General features: G+C 45.9%; 5 protein-coding genes. All 5 read right to left on the bottom strand.

What is annotated here, in order from left to right:
• Positions 1-562: 562 nt before the first annotated feature.
• Complete coding sequence (locus GJB61_RS25325) at positions 563-6,820, bottom strand: GH92 family glycosyl hydrolase (protein WP_154121813.1); 6,258 nt, start codon at positions 6,818-6,820, stop codon at positions 563-565.
• Between the two features lie 26 nt (positions 6,821-6,846).
• Positions 6,847-8,484, bottom strand: a complete 1,638-nt coding sequence (locus tag GJB61_RS32445; RefSeq protein ID WP_154121814.1) for an S-layer homology domain-containing protein — start codon at positions 8,482-8,484, stop codon at positions 6,847-6,849.
• A 26-nt stretch (positions 8,485-8,510) separates the two neighbouring features.
• A complete protein-coding gene (locus tag GJB61_RS25335) occupies positions 8,511-11,960 on the bottom strand; it encodes a PA14 domain-containing protein (protein ID WP_338116118.1) in 3,450 nt (1,149 codons plus the stop codon).
• Between the two features lie 541 nt (positions 11,961-12,501).
• Entirely contained in the window at positions 12,502-13,248 is a 747-nt protein-coding gene (locus GJB61_RS25340; RefSeq protein ID WP_154121815.1) for a PIG-L family deacetylase, read from the bottom strand.
• Complete coding sequence (locus GJB61_RS25345) at positions 13,245-13,556, bottom strand: DUF1806 family protein (RefSeq protein ID WP_154121816.1); 312 nt, start codon at positions 13,554-13,556, stop codon at positions 13,245-13,247. The genes GJB61_RS25340 and GJB61_RS25345 overlap by 4 nt, the downstream gene beginning before the upstream one ends.
• Positions 13,557-13,559 lie beyond the last annotated feature (3 nt).

Below are 13,559 nucleotides of genomic sequence, written 5' to 3' on the forward strand. Positions count from 1 at the left end.
TCCTCCTTAGTTTAGATACGGGTAGTCGATGAATCCCAACAATTTCTCTCAATCTATTTAGTGCTTCTCGGAAAACTCAGCCTATCTGGATGTTGTCGATCCAGCACTAGAATTGGATGACTATATTCCAATTTATGGAATGTAGTCTCACATTATGCGCTACATTAAATTAATAAAGCAATAATGCCTTAAATAGACCATTGGTCAATTAAGGTCAACAACATATATATCCTATGGGCAACTTAATCTTCTAAATTATGGTTTATACTACATGTGAATTTATATTACGTCAATATATTAATTCACTCTTTTTCTAACTTCATTATTTGAAAATAAGTTAATATATTTGGAATTAAAGCAAGTATCAGTATATCCATTCATTAATTAGCATCAATTCATAGCCTTTATGTTATATTAAATAACACAAAGGCTGCATACATAACTCAAGCAGATCCCTTTGCTATAACTTACTGAAGCACGCTGCTATGGATCAAAAACAAAAAAAGTCAGTCTCCAATAATCTAGAGACTGACTTTTTGCAACTTTTACATCTACATACTGCTTATTCCACCTTGGAAAATTTCATCTTATCAAGGTTTCCTACATACATAAGGCTTGCTGTAGTAGAACCCTTAAATACGACACAAATGGTTTGTTTGCCGGTCAACAATTGACCAAGAGATGCGGCGGCGGTTTTGTAGGTTCCCCAGCCACTGCCCGTATTCGGCAGGTTAACCGTGCTGATGAGATCCCCATCTTTATTGTTCAATCTGATTTCTGCTACGACGTTTGCAGGTGCTTTTTGGGAAGGTGCATCATATACAAACTCAACGTAATTTTTACCTTGAGTTCCGAAATCAACATCTTTGTAGGTAATCCACATTCCAGTAAAGGTGTTCTTGACTACTATTCCCGTCCCGTTGTTAGTTTCGGTGGCTAAAGGGTTGTTATTAAACGTATTAACAGCCAATGTCCACTCGGTTTTGTTCTCCAGCTCCACAGTCACATCCGGTTCCGGCACCAACGCGCTTAATGAGAAGCTGGCATTATCATAGTTACCGAGGTATTTATATGCCGGACTGGTAGTTCCGGTAAACACGAGATAGACATCTTGGATGCCAGTAAGTGTCTCGGTCAAGTTGCCGGTTACTGTATTATAAGTACTCCATCCACTTGCAGTCGGAGGTGTGGCGATCTTGCCGATCAAGGTACCGTCTATTCCACCCAGCCGAACTTCAACTGCCGCATCGGCGGCGCAGTTCCCGCTGTTGCTTGCATATTCGATGGACAATTGATTTACACCAAGGCTGCCGAAGTCCATTCGCTTGAAAGCAAGCCATGCTCCGTTGAATGTATTCGCCACCTGTAATCCGCTTTTTCCAGCTTCCGTTTTGAGCGGTGTATTGTTATTGTACGTATTTAGAGCCTTCGACCAATCATCTTTGGTTTCCAGTTCCAGCTTGGCAAAGTCACTTCTGACCGCCTGGTATCCCAACGTAAAGCTGTCAAGGTTGCCGACGTACAGACGGGTGCTATCCGTACTGCCTTTCACAACAATATACAGATCCTGCAAGCCAGTTACCGTTGTAGTTAAGTGCGCTGTAGCTGACTTGTAGGTCCCCCAAGTACTGCCCGTATTTAGCAGGTTGACCGTACCTACAAGCTCACCAGCAATACCACCCAATCTAACTTCGGCTACAATATTTGCTGGTGCTTTTCCCGAAGGTGCGTCGTATACCATTTCAATATGATTTTTGCCTTGTGTGCCGAAATCGACATCTTTGTAGGACAGCCATGCGCCATCAAACGTGTTCTTAACAACCGTCCCCCCGTTATTTGCTTCGGTATTTAACGGATTGTTATTGAACGTGTTCTTAGCTGCCGACCACTCGCTCTTGTTCTCAAATTCAAGAGTCAGTTTGTCTTGCACAGGCAACTCAGTAGGTGCATCCGGCACCTCTGCTTGTAAAGAGAAGCCGGCGTTATCGAAGTTGCCGATGTATTTGAAAGTGGAGCTGGTAGTGCCAGTTAATACGAGATACACATCCTGAATACCGGTAAGTTTCTCAGTCAAGTCACCGATGGCCGTTTTGTAGGTGCCCCAGCCACTAGCTGTTGGTGGTGTGGCGATCTTGCCGACTAACTTACCGTCTACACTGCCGAGCCGAACTTCAACAGCCGAATCTGCAGCACAGTTTCCGCTATTGCCTGCGTACTCCATCGACAAACGATTGACGCCTTCGCTGCCGAAGTCCATTCCTTTGTAGGCAAGCCAAGCTCCGTTGAATGTATTCGCAACCTGCTTACCACTCTTTCCGGCTTCTGTTTTCAGCGGAGTATTGCCGTTGTACGTATTTAGATCGGTTGACCACTCATCGTAGGCTTCCAGTTCCAAAGCCGCAAAGTCATTTCTAATCTTTTGGTATCCGAATGTAAGACGGTCGAAGTTGCCGATGTAAGGAAGCGTGCTGGTCGTGCTGCCCTTCATGACCACATACAGATTTTGCATACCGGTTACGGTTCTATTCAATTGGGCTTCTGTTGTGATATACGTCCCCCAAGTGCTGCCCGTATTCGACAGTTTGACCGTACCGACAAGTTCACCAGTGATACTTCCCAATCTGACTTCGAGCGTGCTGCCTGCCGGTACTTTATTCGTAGGCGCATCATATTCAACCGTAATGCGGTTTGCACCGGTGGTGCCGAAATCATAATTAGTAAAGGCAATCCATGCGCCATCAAACGTGTTCTTGACAACTGTTCCGCCATTGTTTGGTTCGATGCCTAACGGATTATTATTAAACGTATTGTTAGCCAATGACCACTCGCTTCGGTTCTCAAACTGAAGCGTCAGTCCGTCATCCACAGGCTCCTCACCACCAGGCGCATCCGGTTTTTCTACCGGCAACGGCAGCGGCTCCGGTAGCTGCTCCGGATCGGGTTGTGGTTCTTCAACCGGTGGCTTCGGCGTTGGAGCCAATACTGGCTCCGGCTGCAATTCAATCGGTTCCGCCAGCCATAATGAATCGTAAATGTTGCCGTTATAAGCATCTACCAGGTAGATATTCACCTGATATTTTTCCGCATTCACGTTAAAGATCTGTGGAAGCTCGAAACTGCCCGTTTCTACGGATACAGCACTGGACATCACGGCCTGTTTATTGCCATCCATCAATTGGAAGACCGCAACTGCCGAATCGACATAGTCGCCTTTCAAGGTGCCAGTGACATCCACTACCATGTTGCTGGTCCGGTCAACCTCAGCCTTGAGATCATAAACATCCCATTGTATATCCGAAGTATAGGCAGCATTCGACACTAACACTTGACCAGTCAAAGTGTTCTCGCTCTTATTGGCCTTGACTCTCACCTGTACTTTTCCTGTCTCGTAATCCAGCGGACCCACGGTCTGCGGATTCACGGTTGCTGGCTTCCAGTTCAGACCTCCATCTGTGCTGTATTCATAATCGGCTGCTTGATCGAAGCCCTGCACCGTCGTCCAGCCGAAGGTATTGGCTTTATCATTCACAATCGGTTCAGTAGGAGCAGCTGGTTCAGTCATTTGCTTCACCAGTTCGAGGCTGAAATCGAAGGCGATATCCGAGCTGTTTGCATTCGCCTGATGAACCTCTGCGGACAAGACATTAGTACCTTTGACCAGATAGGCCGGATCAATTATATATCCATTCCGATCCCGCTCATCATTTACGGTTGCATTCGCATAGGTGTCGTATTTCACTTCACCAGACGCCATGTTGCTACGGATAATCTCATGGCCGTTCAAGTACACTACGGCACCGTCATCACGAATCAGATTAGCATCCAGTTCGAGAATACCCTCCACATCAGCTACTTCGAACGTTTTCCTGAAATAGGTGGTTGGGTACTTTTTACTTCCATCTGGTCCATAGCTGACTTTTGTCTTCACCTTGCCAAGATTGTCATACCCCAGCATTGCCGGTCCGGAAGCCCAAGTGCTGTCATCATATTCCGAAGTTGTCCAGCCATTGCCTGCATACACGCCCTTGTCTAGATATTTCCAGTTCGATTGTTCAGCAATTAATTGCTGGCGTGACAATGTGTTATCGATATCTGCTGTATAATCCTTTGTTGGCGGTGCTGCGCTTGGAGCTGCACCCCAACTGGTATTTGGCACTGCATCCATATCGAATTCCAAAGTACCGCCTGCCATAATATCATCATAATTGATCCAGGCTTGATTGAAGTCCTTACCATTCAGCTTCGCCGATTGAATAAAACGATTGTCACTGGACACATGATCAGCCTTGATTGTAAAGGTCTTGCCGTTGTCCAAATGCAGCTTCATCTCTGAGAAAATAGGGGACCCGATTACGTAATACGGACTTCCCGGGTTCCCGGGGAACAAGCCCATGGCACTGTAAACAAACCAGGAGGACATTCCGCCAGCGTCGTCATCCATGGATTGCAGATATCCTTCCGGATCATCACGGTATATGCGGGATTCCATCGGATAGGCATAAGGCCCATGGTTATGGTATTTCTGCGTTACTACTTCAGTCGTATACTCTCGTGCATAATACTGGGTCAAATAAGGAAAGCCCAGATAATCAAATAGATAAGGTGCATTCAAATCCGGTTCATTGATCGCCATATATTCGTCAATAGCGAAGAAATGCTGCAGCTCTTTCGCCATTTCTCTTGGGCCGCCCATCAATTCCGCCAGTCCGTAAACATCCTGAGGCACTGACCAGCGATACGTCCACAGGTTCCCCTGATAGGCATACTTGTCTACCGCTGTAACATCTCCCTTGGCTACTGTAGTTGCATTGGGCGTAAAGAAACCACGTTTGTCGCCGTTCTCATCCACTTGATCCGGATTCCACAGATCTTTATAGGACAAGGTAAGATCCTTGTATTTCTCATACGTTTCTTTATCTCCGATCATTTCGGCAAGCTTCATTGGAAAATAAGCACTGTCTGCTTTTTCCAGCTTTCCAGAAATATCTGTCTCACTTATCGAGAAATTGTCTGCATCCACAGCCATTCCTTTAAGTGCTGCATACACATCGAAATCAGTAAACCCTTTCGCATAGGCATCGAGGATTACTGCCCCGTTAAACTCATTTCTTACAGTCGGACTCGGCCAGTAACCTGCCCCCCACTGCGTATACGACCCTCTGGTATCGTACAAGTCTACCAATGACTTCACCATATTCTCATATTTCTGCGGCTCCAGCAGCGAGAACAAGGAATATTTACGGAAATCATCCCAGGTTGTCCAGCCATTGTAATACTCAAAGTCATCACCGAGCTCTGCAGCCTGGCGAATCGTAGTCTCATCTCTTCCTGCCTTAAACGTACCATTGGAGCTGGTAACATTATTTGGATGAAGGAAAGAATGATACAGCTGTGTATAAAAAACGGTCTTGTTCTCTTCATCAGCATCCGTAATCTCAACCTTGTTCAGCAGCTGACTCCAAGTGTCTCTCGACTTACTGTGCTGCGCATCGAAATCCCAGCCTTTAATATCGTTATTACGTTCGATTTTGGCCTGATCCACACTAATCGTGGAGAGACCAACCTTGGCTTGAATCACTTTATTGTCTTTCGTATTGAAGTTTACCCACACTCCGCTGTTAGAGCCAGTGCGGCTTGCTTCCGTTCCTACCGCATCGCCCTGCCAAGAGGAATAGGAGTCAAAGTCATGATCGAATTGAATGGAATAATACATGGTGTAATAACCATTTCCGCATACATTTTTCGATTGGATCATGCCTGTAATTTCATTATTGCTCTCCACTTTCAGGTTGGCATCTACCATGCCCGCGTAAGAGTTGGACAGATCAATCAGCACAGAGCCGGTATCCGACTCAGGGAAGGTGTAGCGATGAAAGCCAACATTGGCTGATGAAGTAAGTTCAACCCCAATGCCAGATGCGAGCTTCACGCCATAATAACCTGGAGAGGCTTGTTCGGTACTTTTGTCGTACTTTTGCTTATACTCACTGCTATTCTTCGTAAAGGAGCTGGTTTCCGGCATCATCAGGATGTTGCCGCCTGCGCCGCTGCAGCCGACACCGCTAAAACGCAGATGCGAGAATCCTTTTAAATACTTATCTTGGTAGTAGTATCCACTAAAGGCTCCTCCATCACTATCCGGGCCAAGTGAAACCAAACCGAATGGAGTGGTTGGACCCGGATTCGTCTGTCCGTTATCGCCTAGCGTGTTAATGAACGGGTCCACATAATCCACAGGCTGAAGATTAGTTGCTGGATACGCGGGAGTCTGCGTAGATTCCACCCCGTACACTTCCAGTTCATACAAGCGAGCCGTATTACTGTCGTATGCCGCCTTATCGATATATAACCTGATGTACTGGGTAGAGAACACCGGTATATGCCGGTCAACGATCGTCTGCACATTGTTCGTTACCACATCGACATCTACCCAGGTTTCGCCATCAACACTCTTCTGCAGACGGAAATCCTTGGTATTCCAGAATGGGCTATTGCCGGATTCGCCGATTGCAGCATTCTTCATAACCCATTCGTTAATATTAAAAACTTGACCTAAATCCAGCACTAACCACTTCTTCTTAGCACTGGTATTGTCGCTCCACTTCGTATCGTTCTTGCCATCAACAGCGAAGTTTGCAGCTTCGTTATTGTTCGTCTGCCCCGAAGCTGTTGCACTCGCATTCAAAGCCACATTTCGAGTTGCCACATCCTGTATAGAGGAGTCAGAAGCCGCCGAAATGGTATCCAAAGCTAACGGATTCAACATGCTGCTATATAGGAAGATTACTGTCATCACTATAGAAATAAGCTGTTTCCTCATTACGATTGGGTCCTCCTTCTTTTGTTTTATAATGAAACGTTTGGCAACAGCCGATTGATCATGGCCGCAACTTCAGCCCGGGTTAGCATTTTCTGCGGATTGAAATGAGTGCCGTCTCCCTGAATCAACCCCTGCGACCAGGCTTTATTTACAGATGCTGTGGCCCAGGTAGCGATCTCTTTCCCATCCGAAAAAGAAGGCTCGCCTTGACCCGACTCCGTAAGGTTAAAGTATTGTACTGCACGAACAAGCGCTACCACAGCTTCTTCACGCGTAATCTTATCAGCCGGTCTGAATGCACCATCATATCCCGAAACAATGTTTAGCGATGCGGCTTCTGCTACCTGTTCGGTATAGTACTGATTAGCCGCCACATCCGAGAATGGATTTACTGCGGCTTCAGTTGAAACCTTGCCTGTCCAGCCGATCGTCCGCATAAGCATGGTGGTGAACTCGGCGCGGGTTATACTCCGATTTGGCTCATAATGCTGTTCATCCACACCGCTCACAATATGTTTGGCTGCCAGAGACTTCACAGATTCTTCTGCCCAATGTCCTGCCAAATCTATAAAGGTCTTGTTAAACTCAAGAATCGTATAATAGGAAAAGTGCTCAGCCGTGAAAGTAAAAGTACCGCTGTTAAGGGTGCCTCCTACATACTCAACTTTATTACCATCCGCATAATAGACACCGGCAAGATCAGCAGAGAGTAATTTCGCCTGCTCCTCCGTCAACTTCATAGTTACTATAGCGGGCTTGACCAAGTTATGAATATCTAGGGTCTTGTCACCAGAGATAACCTGGATCACAACAGAGAGGATAACGCCTGTTGAGGTATAATCAGAGTTCGCTTGAAGTGATTGTTGAACTACACTCTTCGCTTCATCCGTCCAGGCTGTGTTTAGAACAAGGCGAATCCGGGATTGCAGTTCGTCCGTTGCAGAGATGGAGCCTGCCGGGAAACGAACTGTTCGATTTCCAGATGTAATGATTAATTCCAAATTCTTATCCTTAAGATCTACTAATGATTTCGTTGGAAACTCCAGTGCACTGCCAGAGTCACTGGCCGCTGCAGGCAGCTCGATGGTTACTGAAGTGCTTGCTTCCAGTATGGCTTTGGCCATTGTTTCACTGCCAATGAGGTAACGTCCATCCTTGGCCAATTCTGGCTGAAGGATAGAGTCGACAGCTTTACCTGCATCAGAAGGAATTGCTGCGCTCGCAGGAGCAGTTACGATTCCATCGTTCGAGCCAGTATCCGGCGGTGTTGGTGTTGGTGTTGGTGTTGCCGGTGGATCTACCGGTACATTTCCATTCGGATCGACCACTGTGAACGTTTCTGTTTCTGTTAAGGTTCCGTTGCCAGCAACCACCTTATAAACACCAAACGGAGAAAGATCTGCATCTTTCGAAATCGCTATCTTTGTAGAATAACTGCCATTGGATGGAGCTAGAGCATCAATATAAAGAAGTGTCTTATTGGGCCTTACAATCTTGATTACAACATCGTCGGCATCGCTCGCAACCGTCCCGGAAATCTGGATTACATCGCCGCGAAGGACTTCCTTCGCACTCAAATTGAGTGTGAAGGAAGCTGCTGCGTAGCCGGAAATTGGTGAGAGCACGAACAATAACGCCAGAATGGCTGCTACATATTTTTTCACCTTATTCAGTCCTCTCTTTCTTTCCGTTATTGGAGTAGGATGGGTTTTGCCAGTTGGACTGGTGTAATAAGATCATTATTAAATTGATTAAGTACAAATACTTTAACCTTGTAATCCGTTTCTGTTTCGTTGAAATATTGAGAGATTGTTAATTTACCTTGCTTAAGAGGAACTGCATTCATGAGAATGGGAGTATCTCCCTTTAACAGTTCAAACACCACATAAGCAACACCACTATATTCGGCCAATTGTTCTACCGTAACATCGACCTGTATTTGATTAGTTCTCTTTATTTGGCCTGTAAGTGAATAAGCGCTGTTAATATTGTTTACGGTGAAAGGCTTATCCGAAACAAGCGGTAAGCCGGCGGCTATTCCTGAAGCTTCATCTGCTGTAACGCGCACCATTACTGAGCCCACTGGATAGTCGTAATCTTCAAGCGGCTGTGGATTCTTAGTTACAGGCAGCCACTTCTCTCCACCGTCTACACTATATTCGTAATCGGATAACTTGGAATATCCAGGGACATTCGTCCAACCGAATATGTTATGTCCATCGTCCACTACCGGTCCAGTCGGGGCCACCGGTATAGTACCTACGATACTGGCAGCCGAATTATCCCGCTTGTCGACGGCTTTGACGGCAAACTCGTAATTCTCAGCAACGGTCGTCTCCACATGATATTGATAGTTCTCCTGACCCTCTGCTGCCGGAACATATACGCTCCAGTTCGCGCCCATTTTCCCGTTGACCTCATAAATTCTAAACCCTCTGACCCCATCCTCTGTGCTAATATCCTGCGGTTTGTTCCAGGATAGAACTGTCTTGCCATCAGTGGCCTTGTTTGCCACCAATTGCTCAACAGGCTGCGGCTTATCGTCATTTCTGACAATGGAATAGGTATCAAATGGTGTAGCCTGACCCGATTTATAAGAATCAATGGTGAAGCTGTTTTCCGTCATCCGGATGCCCGAGTAGATCGGAACTTTCGGCTGCTCATATACCGCCGCATAATACCTATCTACATTTTCTTGTAGATCATAATACTTGGTACCCGCTGAATTGTTTATCATATACAGCGTTCCAGCAGGATTGAGCGCATTGCCACTCTCATCTGTTTTGACATCCGCAACCGGCTTATTGTTATACATCTGAAAAGATCTCATGAAGGTATGGTCATGCCCCTGCAGCACCACATCGATCCCCAGTTCATCAAAAACAGGGTAAAGTGTTTGTCTCATCTCCAGAATGTCGCTATCCTTCGCATGGTTGCCGAGTGAATAGATCGCTTTATGGAAAGCCACAACCTTCCACTTCTTATCCGTTTTGGCTACTTCCTTCTTCAGCCATTCAATTTGCTGTCTAAACGACTCCTTCTGACGATCATCCCAGCCGATATCCATCGTATTCAGAACCATAATATGGGCATCGCCGTAGTCATACGAATACACACTGCCTGGAGGTAGCGGATTCTGGATGGAATCATTCGGATAATTAAAATGATAGTAATAGTTATCATTGTACGGTCCCTCGTGATTGCCTACGGCTGCCATCAAAGGCAGATTCATCAGCATATCTTGCGGTTTACCGAAATAATCAAGCCATTGGGATTCCAGGGAACCGGCATCCACCTGATCACCGGTCATCACCAAAAACTTGGAATTCGGGTAATGCTCCAGCCCTTGCTTAAGCGTATTGGCCCAGACTATATAGTCCTGTGTGTTGGAGCCTTGCGAATCCGTCATATATAGAAATTCATAATTCTTCTCATTATCCGCTTCCGTCGTAAAGCTACCTGCCTTACTCCAGTTTCCCTCGTTGCCTACCCGGTACTTGTAGGCTGTTCCCGGGGTCAGGCCATCTACCAATACCTTGTGGCTGATAAATGATCCTTTGGTTGAACTCGTGATGTTGAGATTTAACACCTTGGTTTCTTCCGGCTTTCCTGTGAAACGGATCGTCCCTGAGGAACCGAATTCCTGATCTGCTGGCACAACCTCTACAATGCTTTCTATTATATTGGTCGGTGCATTTTCCGGCTTCTCATAAGCTGTATACCAGGCAAATGAACGGTTCGTTTTCGCACTTCCATTGAATGACATCGCAATGGCGATCGGCGAATAATCCGCTACATCATTAACCGGATTAATTCTGAAGCTACCTATAGCTGTTTCATTGGCAAATTGCAGTCCGGCTTGTCCATCATACGAGACATGCACATTCTGACTCGACGTTATCGGAGTTGCCAAATTTAATATAAGGACAGATGGATCTACACCTAACTCCACACTTTGAACCTGAATGGGCTGATTATCCGCTGTAACGGTCAGGTGATCCTGCAAAGTGGCTGGCAATTCCTTCAACGGAGAAGCCATTGCAAGCATTATGCTCGATCCCCTTTGGAGAACACTGCCGGCTACGGGTCCGGTATACTCCTTCGGCAAGTAGAAAGCGGTGCTTGGCACGATTTCCTTAGTCATACTTGGTGTAGACCAACGTAGATATAAATTGGAACCCCCCATATCTTCAAAGTATTCAATTTTAAAATTGTATTTCTTCCCACCTTCTAGTGAGATAGAGTTACTCGCCAACTCCTTATCCCAGTCGTTCACCCAGTGGTCAATGACGAGCTTATCATCGATCCACAGACGAAATCCGTTGTCACCAATGATATGAAACGTATACGCATCTGTTTGCGGCGCCATAATCTGCCCGGTCCAGCGGGCATTGGCATGATCTTGTGAACCCGTCCAGCTCTGCAGCACCGGGTCCAGATTAGTGAAATTAATCTGTGGATCTATCGTCGTCGCTTTATAGTCACCAAATCCAAAATCACTATTTCCAGTGTAATATTCACCAAGCAAGCCCTGACCTTGCACCGCTATATCTGTATTCTCAGGCTCTGAGTATCCGTAAGCCTGAAATTCGTAGATATTGGCAGCATACAAACCTGTCGATGAATCTACAGCTCCTGGATTCGTGATATTAAGTTTGAAATATCTCGCTGTAACTGGTGCCTCCAGATCATGAGTTGTTGTGCCATAAGTATTATTGGTAACAGTAACTACAGGTGTCCATGACACATCGTCATTGCTGGTTTCAATGGTGAAATCCCGGGTATTGTTACTATCTGGCGCTCCCGCCGCACCCGCATGAGCTAGTACAAACTGGTGTACCGTAGCTTCGGCACCCGTATCAATCTTCAACCAATAGGGGTTCTCTTCAGTAGGCATATTCGAATTTCCCTCGTAGGCCCATTTACTACTTGCTATATTACCGTCAATGGCTTGGGATGGGGCATAGGTCTCAGACACGTAACCATTCGCAGTTGCAGTTACGCCAGCCGCAGCAAAAACGTTCGTATACACAGTCTCTGCATTAGCCGGCTGGGCCGGAACATAACCTGCAGAGAACAACGACGTCAAAAGTACGACTGTTGCCAGCACACGGGTTGTCAGTGCGTTACTCCTTTTCACCTCTTTATTCCTCCTAATGAATGTATTGATTTCATTAGAACAATATAGGGTTTAAACCGAATTCATTCAATTCATGCACTGTAAATTCAAATCAATTCTATGTTAATTCGTGAGAGGGATTCTCGTCTTCGCTGTAGATTTCTTTTAGTTTGAAGCCCCTTCATAATCTCATATCTGATTATATATGTAAGAAGATGTAGAATTTTAGGGGGATGTTCCTGCCTTGCATTAACTCTTGAATATTCAATAAAAGTCGGTCATGCCAACAATGATATCGCTTAACCAAGATTCTCAAGTGAACAATCTACTAGCAAAAAGTTGAGCCTTGTTCATTTGTTAGCTCAGTGTATAAATCAGTCGTTTATTCCCTATTAATGGATGAATAAATATTCATAAAAATGATATTATTTTTGTGTTTTCAATGTTTTAAAATGAATTTTCGCTAATTTGTCAGTAAAATAAGTAAAAAAAGAAAGGGTATGAAGAAAAAGGATTTCTCCTTCTCCTCAGACACTTTCTTCATATGGATCTATTTACTTCGCTAGTGCTGCGCGACGCAGGTCGCCACAAACAAATCATCCTGCTCCTGCTCCTGCTCCTGTACCCTAGCCGCTTCACTGCCTTTCAAGAAATACTCATATCTCCCGAATCTCGCCAACGCTTCCTGATCATTCTGCCATACCCACTCATCAATTTCAGTCTGGCAACGGTGATCCCGAAACGCAGCCAGTTTGGCTTCCAAATGGGCAAACACATCAACTTTGACAACATCCTGCCGAGTATAACCGAATCCTTCCGGGTGCTCCATCGTATCGCCATAACTGATGAAATATAAAGACTCTCTGCGTCCAGTGATCTCCGCAGCGGCAGTCGTCGCTTTTCCAATCGCGCAATGATCCGGATGTCCGCCGAGCAACTCATGAAAAGTAAGGATAACATCGGGATTCACTTCGTTGATAAGGTCTGCAATCCTGTTGGTTAATTGGATTTCATCTACAAACTCCACGGTTTTATCGCGGATATCGAAAAAAATAAGTTGCTGGATGCCCAAGCTATCACAGGCGCGGCGTAATTCCTGTTCGCGAATGGCCGGCATCGTTTCCCGGTTGATGTAAACCGGATTACCCATGCGGCGTCCCATTTCACCCCGAGTCGCGCTCACCAGCGTAATGTCGACCCCTTCGCTGGCATATTTCGCAAGTGTGCCTCCGCAGATAAAAGTCTCATCATCCGGGTGGGCAAACACGGCCAGCAGCTTCCGTGAGGGTTCTTTATTGGTCTTATTCATTCCGGAAACGGCTCCTTTCCCAAGTGCAGGGCGACGTTCATCCGTCCCTTATCGTCATACCCTGCTAACAACAGGCGAGCATGACCATCCTTTTCATAATGCGTGAGAGCTTCCATCCGCAGCCAGCCCAACTCATCGAACCGCAGAGCTACCCGAAATGAATCTTCCCCGGCAATAAAGGCTTCGGTAACCTTAACCTTGAAATTGCGGACGAAGACAAAGGAAGTCGCCTCGCTGTGAATATAGACTTCCTCCCCAACAAAGGCCTGTAGTTCAGCCTCCACTTGGTTCCTGATTATTAAGTTCATCGT

Origin of the sequence: Paenibacillus monticola (assembly GCF_009664975.1) — a bacterium.
Lineage (GTDB): Bacteria > Bacillota > Bacilli > Paenibacillales > Paenibacillaceae > Paenibacillus_AQ > Paenibacillus_AQ monticola.

Excerpts from the sequence above, each read along its gene's own strand:
- GJB61_RS25325 (WP_154121813.1), bottom strand. The coding sequence starts at position 6,820 with ATGAGGAAACAGCTTATTTCTATAGTGATGACAGTAATCTTCCTATAT.
- GJB61_RS25340 (WP_154121815.1), bottom strand. The coding sequence starts at position 13,248 with ATGAATAAGACCAATAAAGAACCCTCACGGAAGCTGCTGGCCGTGTTT.
- GJB61_RS25345 (WP_154121816.1), bottom strand. The coding sequence starts at position 13,556 with ATGAACTTAATAATCAGGAACCAAGTGGAGGCTGAACTACAGGCCTTT.